Source organism: Paenibacillus daejeonensis DSM 15491 (assembly GCF_000378385.1).
GTDB classification, from domain to species: Bacteria; Bacillota; Bacilli; order Paenibacillales; family Paenibacillaceae; genus Paenibacillus_D; species Paenibacillus_D daejeonensis.
Map to the genome: position 1 here is coordinate 1 of NZ_KB899688.1, position 25188 is coordinate 25188.

Genomic DNA, 25188 nt, shown 5'->3' on the forward strand with positions numbered 1-25188 from the left:
GTATTCATCCCAAACGGTATCCCAAGCGTCGGTTACTCTTCTATTAGAACCAAGTGATGAGGTTTTTAATTGCATAACTAACTAAAAAAAGTCTTGTTCTCCTAGCTTATTTGAGGTGTGTCCATTTAAAGTTACTGCTCGTGCGGTAGTAACAAAGACCACTCCATGCGGGCGTAACTACAAAAGAGTACGATGCCTCCAACTGCATGGAACATGAGGCCTTTGATTGAACACTTTTCGTCCTTGCATGTTAAATTGTTTGCAAGGTTTCTGGCAAAAAAGCTCAAATAAGTGCGCTGGTGGCCGTTAGCGCAACCTCTGGACAGGCAGACCAGGAACCATCTCCTTAACAAGGTGCAATAGTGCCCCGGATTTCAACCGCTTGAGCACAGCATACCTCCCCTTTCCACCACACCCCACACCCACCCCGCCTCGCCCTGCCGTTAAGTGGTCGGAGATTGCTAAGCCGGCTAAAGAGTGATCCCTGCAAAGTCTCACGCAAAAAAGCCCGCCACGAGGGCGGGCAAATAAGAGGTTTAACCGTATCTGGTACCGGTGCTGGTCGACGGGTCGGGAATCTTGCCACCGAAGCCACCTGCACTGTTACGTGTCAGCCCCATCAAAGCCTTTAAGCGGTAGCCGATGGTTCGGTACAGAGGCGGCTTGGTAATGGTGGTCTCTTTAGGGGTCTCTCCTCCGCGAGACTGATAGATTTTGATGCCCTGCTCCTGGTAGCGTTTGAGGATATGCGACAGATCATTTTCCACCGTGTTAGCACGCAGGATAACCCGCTCAATGCCTTGTTTGCGCAGGAAGGCAGCAGAAGGCATATCCTGAGGTAGCACGCACCAGCGGTTATCGAACTGACCGGGACGTCTGCCCGTGCCTTGCATACGGTTGCTATCCAACAGAAATACGGGCGGTGCGGTTGGTGATAGCCCAAGACCACCAAGGAGTTCGGCACCATGGTACAGCGCCTTGACCAGTCTCTCCACCCGAACCACAGCTGCATTGGGCTTGGGACTACGAACCCCGTTATAGAGCGGCACAGGCCGGTAGCCCATGCGGGCCAGAGCCAGTCCCTCCTCCACCCCTGCCATCTCCGGCAGATCAACAATCAGCATCGTATTATGCTGTGCTCGCTCCACGTAGGTAATACGCAGCTCAGCGAGTGCGATCCAGTCCGTATCCGGCGGACGCATGAAAAGGACAGGCTTTGCCCATTGCGTCCAGACAACCCCAGGCGGAGCCCAGCTTTTATAGGCACTTATTTTATCCAGCATGCGATTTCCCTTCCTTCTCGACCAACACGGGGATGTCGATCGCTTTGTGATCTATCCGAGCATAGGGGCTGATTCTCCCGTAAAAGCCCGCGCATTTTCCATTCACGGTAAACACCCCGATACACAAGTGGTACTCCCCCTGCTCCCCTCCGTTCAAGGGCTGACTGGCAAAGCGGCGCTGAGCAATCCACTTGCCCGCTTGCCAGTGGGCGGAACGTTCAATTTTCTTGCTTTCTTTAGCCGTCACGGCTTCCCTGATTAGAATCCCCTCGCCGACCCGTCCAAGAGCCGGTTTGTAGATCCAGTCCTCACCCAGCCGTTTGATTTCCCGGGGGTCCCTTGTCTCGGGAAGTGCCTGCTTCCACGCGGTCAGGTCCACGCCCAGCTCATCCCAGATGAGCGGCAGACGCTTGGACTGGGTCAGCATGGCAATTGGATGATTGCACGCTGGCGTTTCTCCGTCATAGAAGCCCTTCCAACCCGAACGCCGGGGCAGATTGGCCAGCCACTCCAGAGGATAAAAGCGGAGGATGCCGTCAAGCTTGCCCTCCTCCCCTTCAACGATGCTATACGCCTGCTTACCCTGCCAAGCTATATGATCCGGAGCCGCCATCACGGTCTGATAACCACGCGCCTGGAAGCGGTCGCCGAGGAATTCCATCACCTGACGGTCATCGGAATACGATGTGGCATGCACGAGTGCCAGCGTGCCTGCTTCGCCGATTCTCTCCCGGAAACCGTCGATCAGACCATCGGCGATGTCATGACGGGATTCATAGCCCGGGAAATAACGCGCGGCCACGCCAGGCAGTACGGAAGCTTCCGCCAGCCCGCCGGGCACATCGCTGTTCACCTCCGAGATTGCCCAGCCGCCTGGCGTCGGATGAAAATCAAACCGCATCAGCCGAACATGCCGGCTTGCTTCATATCCGTGTAGCCGCTCCAGCGCATGCCGGATCTGCCGGGGCAGGCCAAGCTGCTTCGCGAAGGGCAGCCGGTGCATGAGTGCCTCTTCCATCTGTACTGTCTCCCATGCCAGTCGTTCAACTTGGCGCTCCAGCTCATCCGCGGTCTCTCGGCTTAGTAGCAGCGCATGCCGGGCAATCGTGTTGGAATCCTCCACCTGCGGATCCCATTTGTAGGCGTCAAAGATCACCTTATACCGGTAATCAGCATAGTGCTCGGAAGGAATGGCAGCAAGACGTATCCCTTCCATTACCGTACCTCGGCGAACGTAGGAATCGGGCTGCCGGGAATCGCTGGCAGCAGCATGACAGCGAGAACTGCGAAGGCCACATACAGCACTGCCCAGATGAGCGCTGTCGGCAGTGTCTGGTCGTGGCGACTCCCCCTGCTAGTAGAGCGGTTCGCCTGCGAACGCTCCACCTGCAGCGCCCACAGCGCCAGCAGCAGCACGGGAAAGCCAGCCAAAAATTCAACGATGGTCATCCACCAGGAGGTCCAGTCGCCAGCGGATGCGCGACCCAGGATAATACCACTGGCGAGCAGGTAGCCGCCAAAGCGGATGCCGCTGGCAAGGTCTCTGTCTACCGTGATCTGCTCGCTCACATGAGCATATTTGTTAAATTGTGCAGCCAGCACCATCCATGATGCAAAACCCAGACTACCTGCCACAATGACGGTCCACCAGCCCGGTCCATCGCCGATATTGGCCCCGGTGTAGATCATCGTCATTCCCAGAAATGCTCCGGCATACGCCGCCAGACTTGCCCGATTTCCCCGCTGCAGGGCATCGTCGTCCCATGAGAGGTCGAATACCTTCCTGAGCAGCATACTGCCGAGGGCGAGGCACAAGAAGCCCAGGAATAGATACATCGAAATATACAACCCGTCATTCACGACATCAAAAGAAGCCATTGTCAGCAGGATCCTGATGATGATGATAAATGCCAAGACAGGTAAAAGACCGAGGATGAGACGACCGGTCTTATTGTATGAGAGCGGCCACAATCGCACAATTTTGTAATACCACAAGCCTATAAAGCAGATCGTGACGCAGAATGAAACGAACAGCACCATTGATTCCCATCCATCCACCGGTTCAAGCCTCCCGCTATGATAGTAGTAGGTGTACATATGTATTTTCTTGCGAATTGGGCGGGGAGCGCCTGATTGCCCACCGCTCTATTACCCAAGTTTGCCGAGGTTGAAACAGTCATCGTGTCCATCCTTCGACCTCCTTCTCCCACTTCGAAGGGCAGCCAGGTGCCCCATGATGTACAAAAGAAAACCTCACGCAACAATGCGTGAGGCTATGGCTTGCCAGGCGTTATCTTATCGCTGCATCAGCTGTGCGGCTGCTCCCTTGCTGCCCCTGCGCATGACGATACAGCTCCTCATAGTAGCCTCGGGCGTCCAACAGCTGCTGATGGGTGCCCTGCTCGACGATCTCGCCGCGGCTCATGACGAGGATGCGGTCGGCGCCCATAATGGTCGAGAGCCGGTGGGCAATGACCAGCGTCGTCCGGCCAGCAGAGACGAGATGCAGCGCCTGCTGGATCAGCTGCTCGGTATGGGAATCGAGGTTAGCTGTGGCCTCATCGAGAATGAGAATCTTCGGCTGGAAGACGAGGATTCGGGCAAAGGAGATGAGCTGCCGCTCACCTGCCGAGAGTCCACTGCCCCGCTCAGACAGCCGGGTATCGTAGCCATCCTGCATTCGCTCGATGATGACATCCGCGCCAATGAACTGGCAGGCCCGCAGGACCTCCTCGCGCGAGATGGACGGATCGAACATCCGAACATTGTCCAGGACAGTGCCCGAGTACAAGTACGGCTCTTGCTGCACCAGCCCGACGATCCGATGCAGGTCCTGCTGCCTCAGGTCGCGTACATCATGGCCGTCGATGCGGATGCTCCCTTCGCGAACATCATAGAACCGGCACAGCAGGCTGATCAGCGAGCTTTTGCCTGCACCCGTCGTCCCGACAATGCCCACCAGCTCGCCCGGTCTGATGTGCAGGTTCAGGTCGCGAATGACCGGCTCCCCATCGCCATACCCGAACGAAACACCGTCAAAGTCGATTCGCCCCCGGATGGCCTGACGCTCTACCTTGTCGGCAGCTGGCTTGTCATCGATTTCGGGCTGAATAGCGAAGATGCTCCACACTCGGTTAATGGCCACGGTTGCCGACTGCAGCGTATTCCACTGCTGGGTAATCGTGTTAATCGGCTGGAAGAACATGCGGATATACGTAATAAAGGCATACAGCACGCCGAACTCCAGCTCCGCGCCCAGCACCGATCGGCCGCCGAACCAGACAATCAGCGCAATCGCAATATTATTAAGAATTTCGAAGGTCCGGTTGAAGACGACATTGGTCCGGATCTCTCGGACATTCGCCTTGAAGTAGGCGTCATTGCGCTCGCGGAACTGCTTCTTCTGCTCCTCCTGCTGATGGAATACCTGAATAAGATTCATGCCGGACAGATTCTCCGCAACGAAGGACACAAGACGGGACAGCCGCGTCCGGGCCATCTGGTATGTGTTACGCATGAAGGAGCGGAAAGCGATAGCGATCCCTGCAATAACCGGCACCAGGATCAGACAGTACAGGGTCAACTGCGGGTCCAGCTCGAACATAAGCACCAGGATGAATACCAGCGTCAAGCCGTCCCGGAACAGACTGAGGACGACCTGGTTAAAAAACTGATTGATGGCTTCCGTATCACTGGAGACGTGGGTAATCAAACTGCCGCTCGGCACCCGGTCAAAGTAAGACATCGGCAGCTTGGCAATGTGGTTAAACAGCCGCTTGCGGATGCTGGCAACAATGCTCTGCCCCGCCTTCTGCAGCAGATTGTTCTGCAAATAGCTGAACAGGAAGCTCGAGAGCGAGAGCGCCAGGTAGATGCCACAGATGATCAGCAAGCCTCGGTAATCATTGTGGCCCGCCATCAGGTTGTCATCGATAGCAATTTTTACGAGATAGGGTTGGAGTAATTCGGCGGTAATGGCGATCAGTGTACAAAGGATGAATCCGGCAAACGTTAGCCGATGCTCCCGAATATAGCCGGACAGTGCTTTGAAGGTGGAGATATACTTGGGTTTGGCCTGCGGGGCATGCAGGTCGGCCTTCTGGTCCATCTGCCAATTGTTAATTGCCTGTGCCATGCTGCAGCGTCCCCTCTTCCTGTAGGTCATGGAGTGTACGGTATAACCCATCTTCAGCCAGCAGCGTCTCATGGGCCCCCCGCTGAACAATGGCACCGCCATCCATGACGATGATGTGATCGGCGTGCTTAATTGCACTGATCCGATGCGCGATTATAATGGTTGTCTTGTCTTCCCGGATGTCACGGATCGTTTCCATGATCGCTGTCTCCGTTACGGCGTCGACAGCACTGACGCTGTCATCGAGGATCAGGATTGGGGCGTCCTTGATCAGTCCCCGTGCCAGACTGGTCCGCTGGCGCTGGCCGCCGGAGAGCGTGACGCCGCGTTCGCCGAGCCGCGTCTCGAACTTGTCAGGGAAGGCAACGATATTGTCATACACCCTTGCCAATTGTGCAGCTGCTTCTACTTCGGCGAGCTCGGCATCGCGTTTGTAGAAGGCAATGTTCTCCCGGATCGTTGAGCTGAACAGGAAACCGTCCTGTGGCACATAAGCAATCCCTTCCCGCAAACTCTTGAGGCTAAGTTTGCGGATGTCCTCACCGCCGATGAAGACGGTGTCTGGCGGCGGATCGTAAGTCCGCAGCATCAGCTTCATCAGTGTCGTCTTGCCGCTGCCGGTACGACCGATAATGCCCAGGGTCGAACCTGCAGGCACCCGCAAATTAATGTCCTGCAGGGCCAATCTGCCCTTGGCCGGCTTCCCTTCGCCACGTTCCTCTTCTTCATAGGCATATGACAGGTCACGCAGCTCAATAGCTGCCTCTTCCAGCTCCAGTTCAGCCGCTGCTTCCATCTCACGAATATCCGCCTGCTTGGCGAGCAGATCATTCAGCCGCTCCAGGGACGCCCGCGCCCGCTGGATGACATTAATGACATTGCCGATCTGCTGCAGTGGATTCATGAGCATGCGTACATAGAGCGTAAGCGCGACAAAGCTGCCCAGCGTAATATCCCCGCGAATCGTCAGATAGCCGCCAACCGACAGCGCAATGATAAGCGAAGCTGCACCTAGAAAGGGAATCAATGACTGGAAGAACGAAGAAACCCGCACCAGCCGCAGCTGACGGTCGCGGATCCGGTCAACGGTCTCGCCGAAACGGGCATTCATCACGTCCTCCACGGCGAACTTTTTGGTCACACGGATCCCGCCGAACTGTTCCTCTGCCGACTCTGTCATCGTGCCGAGCGCCTCCTGCACCTGCATCGACCGCTTCTTGATCATCGGCCCGAACCAGGCAACGACAACCGGAATGAGCAGCAGCGGAAAAATACTCGCGGCCACCAGATAGAATGGCACATCCGTGAGCAGCAGCATGACCACCGTGGAAATGAGCAGCATCGAAGCGCCCGCCGTCTGGTTGACGCCCATCGAGATGGACTCCCGCACCGCGGTCACGTCATTCATGAAATAACTAAGCAGCTTGCCGACGCCATTGCGCGAGTAGAAACGCTCGCTGAGTGTCGTGAAGTGGAGGTAGAGCTTGCGCCGGTTCATAAACTCGAAGAAGCGCCCCGTCCACATGACCAGGTATTGGGCGAACCCGCCAATCAAGGCATATCCCGCGCCGATGGCCAGGAGGATCCAGCTATACCGAAGGATCCCGTCGACGGTAAGCAGACCGTCCTTGAGCTCATCGGTGAAATTCCCCAGCACACGTGGAAAATTCACCTGTACGACGCTTGCCACAAGGTGCAGGCTGATTGATAACACATAGTAAGGCCAGGTTTTTTTGAAAAAATCGGCCAGTATTCGCTGAGAATCCAACCTTTCATCACTTCCATTCGCGAATTATTCCACCAGACCCGTACGTTCCACACCCTCTACAAACCAGCGCTGCGTGAAAGCATATAGAACCAATAGTGGCAGAATGATTAAAAAGGAGGCCGCCATCTTCACTGGCTCCAGAAACGCCCGCAGCCCGCCCTCCTGCGCTTCCATCGCCAGCTGTGCATTCAACTTGGACAGGCCTACCGACAACGGGACGTCCTGGGCTCCGAACATATACATGGACGGGAAGTACGCGTCATTCCAGGCCCAGACAAACGAGAACAGGAAGACCACCACGATCGCTGAACGTGAAATCGGCAGCATGACCCGGAAGAAAATCCGCAGCGAGCCTGCCCCGTCAATACGCGCCGCTTCCTCCATCTCCTTGGGCAGTGTCGAGAAGAACTGGCGGAAAATAAGGACGAACAACGCGCCTTTGAGGCCATGACCGAACAGCGTCGGCACGATCATCGGAAGGAATGTATTGATCCAGCCCAGTTCCTTGAACAGCAGAATCGATGGCAGAATGGTTACCTGGGGCGGCATGATAAACGTAAACAACAACGCACCGAACCACAGCTTCTTAAGCGGAAACTCCAACCGGGCAAATGCGTACCCCGCCACCGCGCAAGAGAACACCTGAAAGACCGCCGAAAGCGTCGCGACCGACAAGCTGATACCGAAGCTGCGGGCATAATTCAGCATCTGCAGTGCCTCCGCCAGATGACCGCCATAAATCGCCGTTGGCACCCAGATGACGGCAGGGTCCAGCAGATCGGGGGCCGCCTTGACCATCGTCGTCACCATGTAGATGACCGGCTTCAGGTAGATGAATGCCACATCGATCAGCAATATATACAGGATGATGCGAAACAGCAGCCCTTTGTCCGCCTCCAGCCCGAACAGCCTCGAGCGCACGGCGCGGAGCGAGAAGTCCGAACGCCGCCTCCCCGCCGCACGGTGCGAGGCCGTGAGACGCTGCCCGGAAGCAGCTTCCTCCGCCTTGGTCTTGAACAAGCCCAGTCTGCCAAGCGACGATCTAATCATGGTGGTCCTCCTTTAAACATTTCTGAACTGTTGTCTGTATTTTACTTTTGCGAGTTAATAAAGTCTGGCGCTTGAATGAACGACGTTGCATTAGCGGAGGGGAAGAGGGAGGCTGGAGAAACGGAGTGTTCGCCTTTGTCCCCGGATTTCAACCGCTATGCGGTTAAAAACAAGAAATCTGGGGACAACAGCGATCGCAAGCCCCCTCTTCCCTCGCAGCGCCCCCTCAACGGAAGTCCAATAAGCACCGATCTTTCTTAACGAGTTGGCGATAGTGAGCGGTTCACACGAGAATAAATCAAAAGTGCCAACCCAACGAACAGCAAAACGATCATAAAATAAATCCAGGCCAGCGCACTGGAGACGCCGTAGTTCTCCGTTGTGACCTTACTGATAATTGGATTGGACGGGTACGTGAACAGATCAACAATCGTATAGATCAGGTTCAGGAAAATGAACGGCACCATTCCCGGCAGCGTAATCTTCCAGAAGGTGCTCCACGGGTCCGCCCCATCGATACGAGCCGCCTCGTAGACGCTGCGGGCAATCGTCTGCCGCCCTGCCAGGAAGATCAGAATCTGCACGCCCGAATACCAGAGGACAAGCACGAAGGAACCGATGACATTGCTGATCGGCCCTGCCCAGGACGCGGGGAGATAGCGGGCCAGCATATAGTCGATACGCAGCGATGAGATGACGCCCAGCGAGCCTTCACCCTGATTCATGAATTCGGTGATAATCTGCCCCGAGGCAAAGATGACCGGCAGGAAGAAGATGACCCGGAACATCGTGCGTCCGGCGAATTTCATATTGAGCAGAATCGCGATCATGAGCGAGAACACGAGAATGATCGGGATCATCACGAGCGCTTCCCGCAGGAAGGGCATCAGATCGTCGTAGAGCAAGCCGCCGTCCGCGAACAAAATCTCGCGGTAATAGGCGAGACCGACGGGTGTCGTCTGAACACCTGTGACCGTGATGCGGACCTGATGGAAGCTCATGTACAGTGAATACACCAAGGGGAAGGCGACAAACACCAGAAAGCCGAAGACCCATGGCGCGATGAACAACGAGCCTTCCAGCTTGCGCTGCAGCGCAGCATTGCGACGGATTCGCGCGGCCAAGCCCAGTTTACGATTGCCGCCATTCTGCTTCGGGAGGGGGCGTGCAGGTTCAAGTTCGATGCTCATGACGGCTGTCCGCCTCCTTTCCGAATTACAAAGTCCTGTGGCTCGACCTGATAACCCTCGCCTCGATAGGGCTCCGTAGTGTAGTTGACGATGATTTCGTGGCCGTTCTCATACTCCGTGCGTTTGACCCCGGGAGCAAGTGTCCCGTGATCGACGATAAAGACATCCTGCACGTCGCGCAGCGCTTCATTCAGACGGGTATATTGCTCGGCGGCCGTCTCCAGCCAATCCTTGTAGTGCATGCTGTAGTACCAGATCGAGTAGGCTTTCTTGAAGTCTTCAGAAGGCGCAGCAGTGAACACATAAGCGGGATAAGCGCCATATTCCACGCTGCGCAGGAAATCGGTCTTGTACTCGTCGCGCAGATTGCCCCACTCCGAGGTGTAGGTGACCAGTCCGTGCAAGGCAATCTGGGCAAATGGCACCGCTTCGTCAACGAAAATGTCATACGAATAATCGTCCGGCATCCGGTGAATATGGGTGACAGACGGAAGCGCATAGAACGAAGCATCTTCCGCGGCTGCGACTCCGAGCTGCTGCGATGTCGCCTCGAGCAGACCACGCTGAGCGTTCAGCACGTCGGTCCGTGAGGCGCGGTTGCGGCTGTTGAAATCAGTGGTGAGCGCGCGCCCAATCCCCCCGGTATGGAGGATCCCGTCGATGCCCAGCTCCGCATAAGCCTGCAGGTCTGCCTCCGCCTCCCGCACCGCATAGCGCGGACTGACGATCGGCACGCGTTCATCCTTGCCGGGTAGCCGCTCGTAGAGCAACGTGCCGGAGAGATTGCGCAGTCCGTCGTTCAGACTCCAGAAGCCGCCGCGGCGGCTGTTGTTCAGCGAATAGTTGACACCGAGCAGCAGTTGGCCGCCATGCCCGCGCGCGGTTTCTGCCAGTTCCTGCAGGCCCTGGTTGCCGCCGATCCGCCGATCTGCGGGCAGCACGCCGCCGTACGAGCTGTAGCCATACCGCTGCCAGCCATGGTAAATCGTCGTAATGCGGGAGATGCCCGCTGCGCTTAATTCATCCAGCATCTCTTGGGCCTGCCCGGTTGTCGTCCCGATAATGTAGTCATCCCACAGGACGCCTTGCTGCAAATCAGCAGCGATTAAATCCGCATAGAACGGAATGCCGTCGTCTTGCGCTTCCAGCCGCTGCACACCACGATCCTCCGTGAGATACGACCGATATTTGCCCGCCATCGCGGGATAGTCGATCGCCTCGCCCTCCAGCAGATAATAACGGACGGTGCGGGCAGATGCTTCGAACCGGTCTTTACTGAACGTGTAGAAGCCCTCTTGGCCGCGCCGATCCGTGCTCTGGAAGAACTTGATCCGGTATTGCCATTCCGCCGTAACCCAGTTGCTGATCCCCAGTGCGCCAGCAGGTGCAGCGAACAGCTTGGCATACTCCTCGCCCTCCGTTATGACGCCAAGGAAGGACTGATTGCCCGACTTGAGTCCGAACACAGGCATTTTGACCTCGCTGCGATTGGTTTCTTCATTATAAAAGGATAGATCGTCGCCGTAGACGGCCTCGCGGTAGATCGATTTGTCGTTGCTACGGTTCTCATCAAACCGTGCAAGCGCCCCGGGGCCGTCCGGCAGCAGCAGATATCCATCGCGATCCGTCGAAGGCTGGGCTCCGAACTGCGGATAGGCCTTGAGGTTGAGCAGACTGAGCGCCCCCTCCTCCAGGCCGCTGTCCTTAACGGTTACCGCGACGTAGTCATCACCCAGACGGACCTCCAACGGCACCCGGATCCCCGATACCGGCAGATCAAATGTCACCCGGAAGCCGCCCTCCACCTGCTCGAATGCAAGCCCGCCGCGCTCTTCCATCCAATTGGTCAATTTGGTCTGAGACTTGGAGCTGGAAGCATCGATATATTCCAGCATAATCGGTGACAGCAGATTGCTCCGCCAGACACCACCGGAAGCTTCGCTTTCCCAGGTTGATGGCTCAGGATACGAACGCCACAGCCCCCCGCCGTTCCGGCTCTCCACCTGGAAATGACCAGTCTCGGGGTCTGCCAGCAACCGCAGCTCCGCAGACTGAGCCACCTCGATAAAGGCCGCCTCATCCGGTAAACGCGGTTCGATCCCAGAAGAAGTCGGTGTGAAGACCACAGCTTCCTCTTGCGAGGTTGTCGCCTCTGTATTTGTGGACTGCGCATCTTCGCCTGCGGAGGACGAATCGCTGCCCGTCAGCCAGAACAGGCTTAGTAAGAGCAGGATTGCGGCACCCGACAGCCCCATCACCGATTTCACACGCGTGCTCATCGGATCGCCACCTCCTGGTAAATCGAATACACGAAGCTCACGAGCTCGCTAGTCAGACTGAACGTAATAAAAATCAAAATCGCCATAATGAACATCGTTAACACGGTCAATACCAGGTGCTTCACGGTCTCGCCAACACTGAAATTTTGCACGCCCTGCACCTTCCAGAACAGCAGTAATCCTGTCCAGCCATATAGGGCATAGGCCAAAAAGTGATAAATCGCCGATTCATTCAGCGTCATGACGCCAGAGAGCAGGGTCAGCGGCACCCCAACAAGAATAAAGGGAAACATGGCATAAGCACTTGCCGTGTAAACGTCCCGGAAGCGGCCCTCGCCTTGATTGAGCGACCCCACGAGATAGCTCGCCAGCACAAAGCCGAGCCAGACAACACTGAACTGAATAAGCGGCGTGGCAACACTGGGATCGACGATGATGGCCGGGTTGTAGATAAAATTGGTTCCCGAGCGGAAATACCCGTAGGAAGCCAGCGCGAGCAGCAGGATCAAGGAGCCGCTCAGACTACTTGCTTTACCTTCATGGCGAATGCCATAAAATGCGTCCAGCGGCTGTTTGACGAGGTGCGAGACAAAACCAAGCTGCGCGGGTAACCCGGTAATACCTTGTCTGAATTCGCGCAGCCGCCCTGACCATCCCAGACGCCGACTGGTCCGCCGTATCACCAGTCCTCCAACAACCAGGATTAACCCGGCGTTCATGAACGAGCCGAATTGGCTCTGAAACCATTGCAGCCGGTTCTGCCAGAACGAATCCGAGAAGCCCTGAGCCCAGCCCGTCGCAGCGAACAGCCGCTGCGCGCCATCATAGTCTCCCCGTTTATAGGACGCCTTCGCCAAACCAAGAACGGCGGGGGCGTAATACGCATTTTGACGATAGACCTCTTGCCACAGGGGTTCACTCTCCTCATAACGCCCATCCTGAGTGAGCCGGTTGGCCTGATGCACCAGCGCGCCAAACTCGGTAACCTCGTATTTCTGCACAACGTTATTCTCACTGTCGAGAATGTACAAATCGTTATTGGAGTCATTGGCAATGGCGGACGGCGTCTTCACCAATCCCAATTTAGTCGTTGTGTCGCCTGCTGCCCCTCCCCAGAAGAAGAGCAGATTGCCGTTGTCATCATACTGGCTGACGACATTCAGACGGCTGTCTACAACCGTAATATTCCCGTCACTATCGACGGTCAGATCATTCAGCTGAGGCTGAACCTGGCGGACGACAGACGGATCATGAATCGTTTCCCCGTAGCTGCCGCCCCCCAATGAATCGGAGAACTCGCCTTTACCGGAGAGCTGATCAAGCCCGGCAATATTAAGCTTCTTGAGCTGACCCGTCTGCACTTCCCGGGTGACCGTATAGATGAAGCCCTCGCCGCCCTGATCGACACTAGTAATCGAGCCCGGCAGCTTGCTGATCTCCCGCTCATACATTTCCCGGGTATAGATCAACCGTTTGACGCTGTCGACGAAAGAGATGCTCGTCTGGTTAGCCCCGAAGAAGCCCTGGAACTCCCCCTGCGGGTCCAACTGCAGCAGTCCCTGGTACCCGCCAAGCGTAGCGATGTACAGAAATCCCCGCTTGTCGACCACCAGCTTGACCGGATCGTACTTGAAGGCATCGGGAATCAGCTTGGACTCGGGCCGCTGGAACGTCCTCAATACTTCCCCCTGGCTGCTTGCCCGCACCACCCGGTTATTGCCTGTATCGGCGATATAGAGGTCGCCATTGTCGTGAATGAACAGTCCCTGCGGCCGATTCAGCGGGTCCTCGGGAAAATCCAGGATGCGGATGAGCTCGCCATGCGGGTTCAGGTGGACAATCCGGTTGTTGCCTGTATCCGCAATATAGATCTCATCCTTGTCGTCAATATACAGATCCTGCGGCTGATTCAGCGGCGAATGAAGCTGTTGATCCGGTGCCCCGGGATCGGCGATGAACAGCTCCCGTCCCAGCGCACCGGCCGGCCGGTAAGCGGTCTGCATCTGATATTGTTGATCGTATTGGTCCTTGTAGAACGTCAGATAAGGCACATCTGCATAGGCGCTCGCAGGCTGTAGCAGCGCAATGGCAACGGCAAGCGCAGCTGTCAGCCTTCCTGCGCGCTGCGCAAGTCGCTTGATCATCTCGTCTCCCTCCTTCTTATTTGATCCCGGAATGCGCCATCGTCGTGATGACTTTGCTCTGCAAGATGACGAACACGATCAGGTTCGGCACGAACATAATGAGTGAAGCTACCGCTGCCGCTCCCTGCATCGCTACATTGTTAGCCAGATTGTTGGTCAAGGTGGAGAGGAAGAAGGCAAAGCTCTTCATCTCATCGTCCAGCATGAACAAGGCCGACGTTTCGATATTGCCCCAGGAGTTCTGAAAAGCCAGGATGGCTACAGTAGCTACTGCCGGCATACAAACCGGGATGACGATTCTCAGGAAGACAATAAACTCATTGGCTCCATCGATGCGCGCGGCCTCCAGCAGGGAATCTGGGATCTGATCGACAAACTGCTTGAGCAGGAATACACCGATTGGCATCGCCATCAGCGGCAGCAAATGGGCAAAGTACGTGTTCATGATTCCCAGTCCACTAACCACGAGATAACGTGGAATCTGCACGACCTCCGGTGCAAACATGAGGGTCAGCAGGATAGCAGCAAAGACGAACCCGGAGCCGGGAAACCGGTGCTTGGATAAGGGATAGGCGCAGAGTGCGCTGACACCCGTAACGAAGACGACGGCCAGTACCGAGGTGAAAACACTGTTGAACATATAACGAATCATTGGCACCGTGGAACGGGCGGTGACGGCCAGCAGCTCGTTGACATTTTGCAGTGATGGCTCATTCACGAGGAAGGTCGGCGGGTAGACGAACAGCTCATGATAGGGCTTGAACGCATGGTTGAAAATATAGACGATCGGCAGCAGCATGAACACGGACAACACGATTAGCAGCAAGGTGAGTAGCTTCTGGAAACCGTCCATCCGCGTCAGTCGTGAGCCGCCGCGCCGCTTCGTCAGGGCTTGCCATGGGCGGGCCATCTCACTCATCTCCCTTCGAGCCGAACAGGCCCCAGCTTAGCTTGTTGGATACATACATCAAGGCCAGCAGAAAGACGGAAATCGCTGCCGCATAGCCCATCTCGAACCGGATGAATCCGAAATCGTCGATATGGTTAATAATGAGATGCCCGGAGTAAGCAGGGGTTGGATTGACCCCTGATAGCTCCACGCCGATGGCGCCGGTTTTGAAGGTGGTGACAATTGCCATCACCGCGCCGAACAGCATCTGCGGCTTCATCGACGGGATGGTGATGTACCAGATTTCCTGCAGCCGGCTTTTCATGCCATCGATTCGGGCCGCCTCGTAGTAATCCTTGTTCACGTTGAGGATGCCTGCCAGCATCGCCAGGAAGCCCACCCCCATACTCGACCAGAGGGTGACGCCAATCATGGAGTTCATCAGATAACTTGGATCGGTGACCCATAGCTGGGGCGTATCAATCCAGCCCAGACGCAGCAGTACGCTGTTGAGATAACCGATTCGGTCACCCGTGAGCATGGGCAGCCAGACGATAGACATAGCAATGCCGATGGTGAGCGACGGCGTATACATCGCCAGCGCGAACCATTTGCGCGAACGCGACGGGAGCTGCGAGATCAGCCAGGCCAGCAGGAAGGCAGCGATGTAGCCGCCAGGTCCGACAATGACCGCGAACTTGAACGTATTGGGCAGCGCATGCTTGAGGAACAGCAGATCCTGCGAGATAAGGTACTGGAAGTTCTGCCAGCCGATGAACCGCGGCGCTTCGATGGCATTAAAATACGTGAAGCTGAGCCCTACGGCCGCCAGTACAGGCACGACAATAAAAGCGATGAAGCAGAGCATGAACGGTGCAATGAACAGATAGCTGATCCGGTATTCCCACATCTGCCGGAGCAACAACCGGAGACGGCCAGGCTCAGCCTTGACGGGATACTCGAGTGCCACGGATCTGCCCGGTGCTGCCGCAAGGCCTGCTCTTGCGATCGTTTGCCGCTTTCGGTTCTCTTTGGCCGCTGCTGCCCCTGCTTTACTTGACATACTGGTTCACCTCATCCCATGGCTCCGTGACAATCGGGAAGTCCAAGGTCTTGATTGCCCGGCCCTCACTGTCGACAAATCCAAATTCCTGCTGCTTGCGGCGCAGCTCCCGGTTGATGTCCAGAATTGCCGTCTCCAGTGAAGCCCGGTAATTCATGCCGTCGATCACAGAACGTACCCAGGCATTGGTCAACTCGCGGCCCATGAAGTACCCGCCGGGCGGATTTTCCTTCTCTTTGTACCAGGCCCACTGTTGCAGAATAATATTGGCATCCTCCCGCTTCCATGGCAGTCGTACGAACGCTTCAATGTTCGCCGTATTCCAGCGGAACGAGACACCGTTGATAGCTTCCAGGTCAGAGCCGTAGCGAACCTGTGTATCCGTGGAAATCCACCATTTAAGAAATTCCCATGCTTCATCCTTTTTACGGGAAGCCTCGAAAACCACACCTGTCGTCTGCTGACCGCCCGCCCATCGCTTGATCTCGCCGTTCGGCTGCTCCACGCCGGGGATGAGCGCGATGCCCCATCGCCCATTTAATTCCGGAGCCGCCGCTGCCAATTGGACATACATGTTGTAATCCGAGATGCCAATCGGCATCTTGCCGCTGCGGAAATGCTGATAGAAACTCGGCACCTGCTTCTCCAGCGCGTACATGTTGAACAGGTCGGTCCATTGCTTGAAGGCCGCGAAGCCCTCTGGCGTATCCAGTCCGGTGGCGAAGCCGTCCGGTGTGTAGAAATCGACGCCATTCTGCGAGATAAATGGCAGGAACTCGTTGGGATCGATATAAAAATTCATAAAATTCTGCTGCAGTGTGGGGAGCAGATCGTAGACCTCCTGCCAGGTCTGCGGAATCTCCATCCCCAGCTCTCGCATAATATCCTTGCGGTAATAGAGGACCTGGAACGACTGGGTTTCCGGCACTGCGTAGTATCCCTTGTCATAGTAGAGTGCCTGCCAGGAGCCCGGGCTGTAGCGCTCGTAGACGTCCGGAAAGTCTTCAAAGCGGCTCAGGTCGTGCACACTGCCGCGAATGGCATAATCAACCGGCAGATCCTGGTTCAACCCAAGCGCCACGTCGGGCTGCAGTCCAGCCGCATTAGACATCACGAGCAGCTGCGGATTTGGCAGCAAATTGACCTTGACCTTGATGCCGGTCATCGGCGTGAAGGTCTCGTCCACGATGTCCTGCAGTTGGGTGACGTAATCACGGCCCCGCAGCACCCACACGTTGAGCACATTGTCGTCCATCTCGCCGAGACTCTGACGGGTGTTGAACGAATAGGCAAAATTCGCTGCCAGTCCCGCTGCCTTATCCGTCAGGGTAGCCGTCATCGATGGCAGCTCTGCGTCTGCCGGTGCGATATAGAGCTCATCGAGCTGAAGCGGCTGCTTGTGCATGTTGACGACGAAATTGTTGATCTTCTCCGTAATGGAGGCAATCTCGTCGATATGATACGGAATCTCATCAGGCAGCCGGAGCAGGCTGCGCAGGTCCCCGGCCGACGAGCGGAAGCCTTCGCTGGCGCTGTCCTTGCGGCCGTTCACCGTCTCCATCTCTGCAGCCAGCACTTCAAGATTGGCCGCCGCCAGTTCCATCTGATCGGTCAACCCCGGCAGATCACGATCAATCCGCCACGTCCGGTTACGGTCGCTCTGCCCGCTTGTGAGTGAACTGAGATCCTGCTCGATATCCCGGAGCAGTGCGCTCAGGTTCTCAATGCCACGGACAATCGGGCTTACCGTAGCGTGCGTGAGCGCGATCGATAGCGTATGCTCGCCCTCCTCCAGATAGAAGTGGAACGGCTCGCCGTCGCTATCTGTGAGGACAAGTCCCTGCCAGTTCGAGCTATACGGGAAGCGGTAGGTTAACAGCTCACGGAACGGCACTTCCCCGTCGATGCGGATGGTACGGAAGGACGCCTTTTGTGAAAATCGGTTCTGCAGGGAACGCAGGCCAATCTTGTAATAGCCGCTTTCCGGTACCTCAAAGGTCCAGCCGACCTCCTGATTGGGCCAGTCCCAGCGCACACCGCCCATCGTATTGTAGGTAATGCGCCCCTTCGCTCTTGGCACGGTACGCCAATCGCGGTCCCACATGACGACGACCGAAGGATCGTTCTTCCACGTCATGGCCTCCGCCTGAATGATCAGCGGATCGCCCGTGGCCGAATCTGCTTGCGGTGTCGACGCCAGCACCTCCGTATAAGACGGAATCTCCCGCGGCGCTTCGAGCGAGAGCTCAGCCAGCGCAACTGGTTCATATCCCTCCAGGCGCAGCGTGTGCGTGCCGGAGGTGAGATGCCACAGGAACGGCTCCGCATAGTTGGCGCCGGAATCGACAAGCGGATGCGTCATCCATGTGGAGATGTCCTGGGCAACCGGTCGGATCTCGTCTCCGTCATCATTGGTTTTGATCTCCCCTTGATCCTGCCAGAGGCGGTACAGAGTAATGGCCGAGGACTCCCGGAACGGACGCACCCCGTCGATCGATACATCCAGTACGATCGGCCGGGTGTAGCCATCCCCCATCAGCGGATGATACTGCAAATGCATTTCATAGAGTCCTTCCTCTTCGACCTGCACCTCATACTCTACCCAATGCGTATCCTTAGACTCCCAGATCAGTACGTCATCCTTACCTTCGTAGCTGCCTGTCTGCAACGTCGTAGCATCCGAAACCGCAGCAGGGCTCCCCGCTGGGATCGAGATACGCGTTGCCGCCTTGGGCACACCTGCCTCTTCCCACCCGGCCAGCACCTTGGCGTAATAGGGCTCCAGCTCCGCCTCCGCGATGGAGCGGTCCTCCCATTCCTCGAAGCCCGCCAGCGCTGTGCTCGGCTCGTAGACGCCCGAGGGCCGCGCCCCGCCGCCAGCAGCGCCGGTGAGTAGAATTCCCGCCAGCACCAGCGCAGCAGCCAGTGCGAGCAGGACGAGGGACAGGACCCGCTTAGTTCCATGATTTCGCAGCATATGCGTAGCTCTCCTCTCTTGCTGACCTTAGGTCAGCCGCTCTCCGCTGTCGGCATCAAAGAACAGCGCCTTGGACATATCGATGACCAGCCGCAGCCGCTCATTCTCTTCACACCGGTAATGCGCTTCAACCCGCACAACGAGCGGCTTCTGCTGACCGATATCCAAGTGCAGGAACCGGTCTGCTCCCATCAATTCATCGATCTTGTAAATACCGGTGAATACCGAGTCCGAGTACAGCCCTTCCGGACCAATATGCTCCGGCCGGATGCCGAGTGTCACGCGACGCTCGATCTTGCGGTGCTTGCGCAGCAGCTCTGCCGCATCACTGGGTATGCGAAGAGCAAATCGTGAGGTTGAGAATGCGAGCCCGCCGCCCGCTTCCTCGGTAATTTTGCCCTCAATAAAATTAATCTGCGGCGAGCCGATGAAGCTGGCTACGAAGGTATTGCCCGGCTTCTGGTAAATCGTCTCCGGCGTATCGATCTGCTGGATGACGCCATCCTTCATGACAACGATCCGGTCTGCCATCGTCATGGCTTCGATCTGATCATGCGTTACATAGATGAAGGTCGCGCCCAGTGTCTTATGCAGCTTGATCAGCTCCATCCGCATCTGAACGCGGAGCTTGGCGTCCAGGTTGGAGAGCGGCTCATCCATGAGGAATACCTTCGGATTACGGACAATCGCACGGCCGAGAGCTACCCGCTGCCGCTGTCCGCCGGAGAGCTCCTTGGGCTTGCGATCCAGATAAGGCTCAATCTCCAGCACCCGGGCGGCCCGGCGTACGGCGAGGTCAATTTCATGGCGCGCCTGCTTGCGCAACCGCAAACCGAACGCGATATTCTCGTATACGGTCATGTTCGGATACAACGCATAATTCTGGAATACCATCGCAATATCGCGATCTTTGGGCGGCAATTGATTGACGAGCTGCTCGCCGATATAGACCTCGCCTTCACTAATATCCTCCAGCCCGGCAATCATCCGCAGCGTGGTCGACTTGCCGCAGCCGGAGGGGCCCACGAACACAAGAAATTCCTTGTCGCGGATATCAAGATGAAAGTCATTGACGACAAGCTGTTTGTCCTTGCCGTATTGCTTATACAAATGCTGGATCGAGATGCTCGCCATACTCCGCCACCCCCAAATAAAATACAAAGGATCGCCGCGCGTCCGGCGACGACCCCGCTTACCTTGTGACTACTTGCTTGTGTTGTTTAAGGTGACCAGTTCCTTCTCAATTGCCTCTTGAGCGACACGGAGCGCCGTATTGACGTCGACGCCGTCTACGGCGATGCTCTTCTCCGCCTCGGCGAGGAATTTGCGGACCTTGCTCTCGAACTTGTGTGGCTTGATGACCGGGCGAGGCGGCGCTTTGAACAAATTGTCTACTGTCTTGCCCTCCAGCACCGGGATATCCTGGCCGAACACGTCCTCGAACTGTGCGCCCTCCACGGTCGGTACACGACCGGCCTTGGACAAGGCCAGCTGTGATTCGTCGGTCAGCAGATTGGCGATAACCTGGAATGCCAGGTCCTTATGCTCACTAGCTTTGGTGACAACCAGCGAGTGGACGTTGACCGCCTTGCCCGTGCCCAGGTTCTCTTCGAAGTTGGGGAATGGAGCGAAGTCCCAATTCATCTCAACGCCCTGCTGACGCAGCTCCTCCAGCGGTCCCAGCAAATGCGCCAGGTTGTAGGCTACCATAGCTACATTTTGCTCATTGAAGAAAATATCGTCGTCATTGGCATATTGGTAGCGGCCATCCGCCCCGATATAACCCGGCACTTCATAGCTTTTCTGAAGCTGCTCGAACACCTGGACCCACTGCGGTGTCGTCACATTGGGAGTCCCGGTCTCGGGATCAATGATAAACAGATCAAGTCCTGTGGCGATATTGCTGGATCCGAACAAGTCGATTCCGATATAGTCCACCCCACCGTCGCTGCGGGTAACCGGCTTGCCAATCTCAATGGCTTGATTCCAGGTCATCTGCTCATCCGGCGGGTAGGACGCTCCGAACTTGTCGAAGATATCTTTGTTATAGAAAATGACCGGCAGGTTGACAGAGAACGGAATTGCCGCTAGCCCCTCCTCCGGCGAATATTTCTCCAGCATATCCAGAACGGCCGGCTTCAGCCTGCTCAAATCCACGTTGTGTTGTTCAATGTAGGGTCCAAGATTCTCCGCCAAATCCAGGTCAGCCAGCGTCGTTGCAATCGATGTCGTAGACACAAACATAATATCTGGCACTTCACCTGACGTAATCAGCGGCTCCAGCTCTACATCCTCCGGGGCCTCTACCCACTCCAGTGTCACATGAGGAAAGGCCTCTTTTGTCTGCTGCACCAGTGTTTTCTCAAATTCATCCTTGGTCACCGTAATTCCAGCCCGCAGCACCTTGAGCGTCACCGGCTCTTCATTGCCTTGGCTGCTGCCAGTCCCATCCGAGGTCTTCGTTTCATTCTGCGTACCGGTCGTCCCGGTTCCTTGGCCTCCTTCGCTTGGTGATGTCCCGCCGCTGCAAGCGGTCATGGCTGTCAAGATGATAGATAGCGATAGGGCCAGAAGACCTGCTCTTTTCATCGTTCTCATTCTCCTCTTATCGGTCGAAATATTTATATTCGCATAGGTTTAGTTGGTTAAAACAATAAAAAAGGACATGCGGCCAAGCGGATTCGCTCGGCCTGCGAATGTCCTTGTCCTAATACCATTCAATGAAACCTAGTAGAGCGTTTCAGAAGATTATGCCGGTGTGGGAGAGCGAAGAGGAGAGGGAGGCTGGAGAAATGAAATGTTCGCCTTTGTCCCCGGATTTCAACCGCAAAAGCGGTTTGAATAGAAGAAATCTGGGGACAACAGCGATCGGAAGCCCCCTCTCCTCATAGCGACCCCAATGACCGTCATTTCGGGAACGCTTCTACTAGTTCAGCACTAAGTCGCAGGCCTCTTCCGGCATCCAGCGCTTGTCCTTGCCCTCCCACTTGATGTTGCAACCGAGCGGATTAGTGAGCGGCACCGCGAGCTCGCGGCCAGCCAGATAGTCCTCCAGGGCATTGTCCAGATCGTAACTGGTGATTTTCTCTGCATCCTTGGGTGAATCAACAGCCCGGCCGGTATAGATCAGCTTGCGGTCGGCATCGAATACATAGAAGTGCGGCGTGCGCAGCGCACCGTATGCTAGCGCAACGTCTTGCTCGGCATCATGCAGATAGGTCCACGGGAATTTGTGCTCATCGACCCGCTCTACCATCTTCTCATAGGAATCATCCGGATACGACGTCGCGCTGTTGGAATTAATGGCCACAAAAGCTACGCCTTGCGGACCAAATTTCTCGGCAGAGGCACGAGTCACCTCATCGGAGCCTTTCACAAACGGACAATGATTGCATGTAAACCAGACCACGAGCGCTCGGGCATCAGCAAAGTCTGCCAGGCTGTAAGTTTGGCCGTCTGTCGCAAGCAATGAAAAATCCGGAGCCGCAGCTCCAAGTTCCAGTGTATAAGCCATTATTAATCAAACCTTTCTATAGTAAAATAAAAGAGACATGGTTTCCGTCATGGAAAGCATGTCTCTGGAGGTCCAGTCGACTTGAAATATTTTGGAAAAATCAGATAAGATTAGGCCTGCTGTTCCTCGGCATAGAGGACCGTAGACAAGTAGCGTTCCCCATTACTCGGGATGACAGCAACGACTCTTTTGCCTGGGCCCAATTCCTTCGCCAAACGGAGTGCCGCATGAATGGCTGCTCCCGATGAGATGCCGCCAAGAATCCCTTCTTGTCTGGCAGCAAGCCGCGCAGTTTCGAATGATTCTTCGTTGGTGACCTGAATGACTTCATTATAAATGTCCGGGTCCAGGATGGACGGCACGAAGCCGGCTCCGATACCCTGAATCTTGTGCGGACTCGGACTGCCGCCGGAGAGAACCGGCGAGGCGGCCGGCTCAACGGCAGCAATACGAATGTCGGGGAAAGCCTTGCGGAGAATCTCACCAGCACCAGTGATGGTCCCGCCAGTGCCGATGCCGGCTACGAAACCGTCCAATTGGCCATCCAATGTCCGAATGGCATCCACGATTTCGGGACCTGTGGTCTCCCGGTGGATCTTGACGTTGGCTTGATTATCAAACTGTTGGGCCGGGAAATAATCTGGATGACTATCCAGCAGCTCCTTGGCTACCCGGATCGCCCCCTTCATGCCTTCAGGTCCAGGTGTCAGGATCAGCTCCGCGCCATACGCTCTCAGCAGGTTGCGACGCTCCAGACTCATCGTCTCGGGCATCACCAGAATCGCCCGATAGCCTCTGGCCGCCGCCACCAGTGCGATGCCAATTCCGGTGTTGCCACTCGTCGCTTCAATGATGGTAGAGCCGGGCTTCAGCTTTCCCTCCCGCTCCGCCTCCTCGATGATACTGATAGCAATCCGGTCTTTAACACTGCTGCCTGGATTAAAAAACTCCAACTTCACATAAATTTCCGCGCTATCCTCTGGAACGATTTTGTTCAAGCGAACGAGCGGGGTATCCCCGATTAATTCGGTAATGTTATTCACGATTCGAGCCACGTTGGTTCCCTCCTGATCGAAAAATAAAATGCGCTCCCCATGTACAGGAAGCGCATCTCCGTTTGAACGGTTGAATGCTCAATACCTATTATTCCAAGCGATATTATTGCTTTTCATCACTATAGCATGAGTATCCCGAGTTGACAACTATAATTTAAAGTCTCCTAGACAGAGATTTTATTGTTGACAGGGAAAATCTTTCGTGCTAAATTAAAGCACAAATCCAACTGTACCACTATGATTAATGAGTGGTGGCATTGACCAGTCATCTGGACCTCTGTTCCTTTGTGGAGCAGCTTCTGGATGGCTTTATTTGTGTTTCGACAAATCGAAAAAGGAGTGGATTCATGTGTTCAAAATGAAATCTGTCCATGCTCTATCCTTGCTTAGCCTGATGGTTATTGCAGCAGGCTGCGGTCAGGGCCCGGTTAACACGCCAACGGGTGGGGCCGGTGAAGGTCAGCCTGTACAACAGGGCCAAACTGGAGAAAACGATGCGACACCAGAGCCTGTCACGCTGACCTTTTTCGTCAATGGTATCAACCTCTCAGACACAGAATTCAGGCTCATGGTCGAGGAACCGACAAAAAAGAAATTCCCGCACCTCACCATTGAACGTATAGTCCCGCCTCAGGGCACGCGCCTGCCTGAGCTCATAGCCGCTGGTCAGATACCTGATATTATCTACGCCAGCGTCGGTACCTATTATCAGCTACAGGAACTTAATCTGGATTATCGGCTGGACGAGCTGATTGATAAGTATGATTTTGATGTGAACCGGATCAAACCGCATATCCTTGCCTCGATTACCGACTACAGCGAGAACGGCGACAGCCTGCATGCCCTTCCCTTCAACGATAACGACACCATTCTCTACTATAATAAGGACATTTTCGACAAGTTCGGCGTACCCTACCCCTCCGACGAGCAGATGACCTGGGATGAAGCACTGGAGCTCGGCCGACAGCTGACCCGCAACGACAACGGTGTCCAATATATCGGTTTGGAAGTCGCGTCTGGCCCCGCCCATCTTCAAAGCAGCCTTGCCCTTGGTACGCTGGATCCCGAGACCGGAGAAGCGGTCGTGAATACGCCGGAGTGGAAAAAGGTTTTTGAGTTCCAGAAGCAAGTATTCGATGTACCCGGCACGGTGCAAGGAGAGACCTACCTCTATAACAAAGATGCCTTTATCACTGAACGCGTCCTGGCTATGCGTCCAAGCTATATCGCCAATATGGTAGGCACGCTGGAAGAACTCCGTCAGGCAGGCGATCCGATCAATTGGGATATTGCGCCGGTGCCTAATTTTCCAGAAGCGCTGGGCCACAGCAAGGAAGTCAATATTCATTCCCTCTACATCTCCAGCCAGAGCAAATACAAGGACGAAGCATTCCAGGTCATTGCCAATATCCTCTCGGATGAAGTCCAGACTATCCTCTCGCGCAACGGACGACTGCCTTCCATCAACAACGATGCGATAGACCGGCAATTCGGCGCGGATGTACCGGATCTTCAGGGCAAGAAAATCGATAATATCTTCAAAGCCCGGGGCGTCCAGCTTCATAAGCCTCACGAATACGAGTCGAAGGTTGCCCAGTATGTCACCGATGCCTACCAATCCCTCGCCCTCGACGGCACAGACGTCAATACCGCCCTGCGCACGCTCGAAGAAAACATCAACGCCGAGGTCGCCCGTCTGCGGGCTACGTCGAGTAAGTAGAGGTTGAAACACACAAACAGCAGCTATCCTATAAGTCCCCAAACAAAAAGGTTGGGCGAGAAACCGTTAGGTTTGCCGTCCAGCCTTTTTGTTTTGAAAATCAACGAAACGAACGCGCTGG

The 25188-nt window shown here is 55.7% G+C and carries 17 protein-coding genes; 1 reads left to right on the forward strand and 16 read right to left on the reverse strand.

The features are described 5' to 3' along the window. Nucleotides 1-536: 536 nt before the first annotated feature. From F556_RS0132560 to cysK, 16 genes are all read right to left on the reverse strand, one after another. Nucleotides 537-1283, reverse strand: a complete 747-nt coding sequence (locus tag F556_RS0132560; protein ID WP_020621196.1) for a hypothetical protein — start codon at nucleotides 1281-1283, stop codon at nucleotides 537-539. Beyond that, entirely contained in the window at nucleotides 1273-2499 is a 1227-nt protein-coding gene (locus tag F556_RS0132565; RefSeq protein WP_020621197.1) for a glutathionylspermidine synthase family protein, read from the reverse strand. The genes F556_RS0132560 and F556_RS0132565 overlap by 11 nt, the downstream gene beginning before the upstream one ends. Further along, nucleotides 2499-3341, reverse strand: a complete 843-nt coding sequence (locus F556_RS35935; RefSeq protein WP_020621198.1) for a DUF350 domain-containing protein — start codon at nucleotides 3339-3341, stop codon at nucleotides 2499-2501. The genes F556_RS0132565 and F556_RS35935 overlap by 1 nt, the downstream gene beginning before the upstream one ends. A 232-nt stretch (nucleotides 3342-3573) precedes the next feature. Further along, nucleotides 3574-5418 (reverse strand): ABC transporter ATP-binding protein, encoded by a 1845-nt coding sequence (locus F556_RS0132575; protein WP_020621199.1) that lies wholly within the window; start codon nucleotides 5416-5418, stop codon nucleotides 3574-3576. Further along, nucleotides 5402-7186, reverse strand: a complete 1785-nt coding sequence (locus tag F556_RS0132580; protein ID WP_020621200.1) for an ABC transporter ATP-binding protein — start codon at nucleotides 7184-7186, stop codon at nucleotides 5402-5404. The genes F556_RS0132575 and F556_RS0132580 overlap by 17 nt, the downstream gene beginning before the upstream one ends. Before the next feature lie 24 nt (nucleotides 7187-7210). Further along, the gene (locus F556_RS0132585; protein WP_020621201.1) at nucleotides 7211-8236 is read right to left on the reverse strand and encodes a carbohydrate ABC transporter permease; all 1026 of its coding nucleotides are present in this window, start codon (nucleotides 8234-8236) and stop codon (nucleotides 7211-7213) included. Between the two features lie 257 nt (nucleotides 8237-8493). Continuing rightward, nucleotides 8494-9426, reverse strand: coding sequence for a carbohydrate ABC transporter permease (locus F556_RS0132590; protein WP_020621202.1), 933 nt, complete (start codon nucleotides 9424-9426; stop codon nucleotides 8494-8496). Further along, entirely contained in the window at nucleotides 9423-11705 is a 2283-nt protein-coding gene (locus F556_RS0132595; protein ID WP_020621203.1) for a DUF5696 domain-containing protein, read from the reverse strand. The genes F556_RS0132590 and F556_RS0132595 overlap by 4 nt, the downstream gene beginning before the upstream one ends. Then, the gene (locus F556_RS0132600) at nucleotides 11702-13849 is read right to left on the reverse strand and encodes a YIP1 family protein (protein WP_020621204.1); all 2148 of its coding nucleotides are present in this window, start codon (nucleotides 13847-13849) and stop codon (nucleotides 11702-11704) included. Before F556_RS0132600 ends, F556_RS0132595 begins: the two co-directional genes overlap by 4 nt. A gap of 16 nt (nucleotides 13850-13865) precedes the next feature. Continuing rightward, nucleotides 13866-14759, reverse strand: coding sequence for a carbohydrate ABC transporter permease (locus tag F556_RS0132605; RefSeq protein ID WP_020621205.1), 894 nt, complete (start codon nucleotides 14757-14759; stop codon nucleotides 13866-13868). Between the two features lies 1 nt (nucleotide 14760). Beyond that, nucleotides 14761-15801, reverse strand: coding sequence for a carbohydrate ABC transporter permease (locus F556_RS0132610; RefSeq protein ID WP_020621206.1), 1041 nt, complete (start codon nucleotides 15799-15801; stop codon nucleotides 14761-14763). After that, a complete protein-coding gene (locus F556_RS0132615; RefSeq protein ID WP_020621207.1) occupies nucleotides 15791-18778 on the reverse strand; it encodes an extracellular solute-binding protein in 2988 nt (995 codons plus the stop codon). The genes F556_RS0132610 and F556_RS0132615 overlap by 11 nt, the downstream gene beginning before the upstream one ends. Nucleotides 18779-18805: 27 nt before the next feature. After that, nucleotides 18806-19912: an ABC transporter ATP-binding protein gene (locus F556_RS0132620; RefSeq protein WP_020621208.1), complete on the reverse strand. Its 1107-nt coding sequence runs from the start codon at nucleotides 19910-19912 to the stop codon at nucleotides 18806-18808. Between the two features lie 69 nt (nucleotides 19913-19981). After that, on the reverse strand, nucleotides 19982-21367 hold the full coding sequence (locus F556_RS0132625) for an ABC transporter substrate-binding protein (RefSeq protein WP_020621209.1): 1386 nt from the start codon (nucleotides 21365-21367) through the stop codon (nucleotides 19982-19984). 337 nt (nucleotides 21368-21704) lie between these two features. Continuing rightward, on the reverse strand, nucleotides 21705-22292 hold the full coding sequence (locus F556_RS0132630; RefSeq protein ID WP_020621210.1) for a thioredoxin family protein: 588 nt from the start codon (nucleotides 22290-22292) through the stop codon (nucleotides 21705-21707). A gap of 110 nt (nucleotides 22293-22402) precedes the next feature. Continuing rightward, nucleotides 22403-23347, reverse strand: a complete 945-nt coding sequence (cysK, locus tag F556_RS0132635) for a cysteine synthase A (protein ID WP_020621211.1) — start codon at nucleotides 23345-23347, stop codon at nucleotides 22403-22405. Nucleotides 23348-23705: 358 nt separating this feature from the next. On the opposite strand from cysK, the gene F556_RS0132640 reads away from it, so the two are divergent. Further along, nucleotides 23706-25067 carry an ABC transporter substrate-binding protein gene (locus F556_RS0132640; protein WP_040719096.1) on the forward strand — a complete coding sequence of 454 codons (1362 nt, stop codon included), beginning with the start codon at nucleotides 23706-23708 and terminating at the stop codon, nucleotides 25065-25067. The last annotated feature ends 121 nt before the right edge of the window (nucleotides 25068-25188 follow it).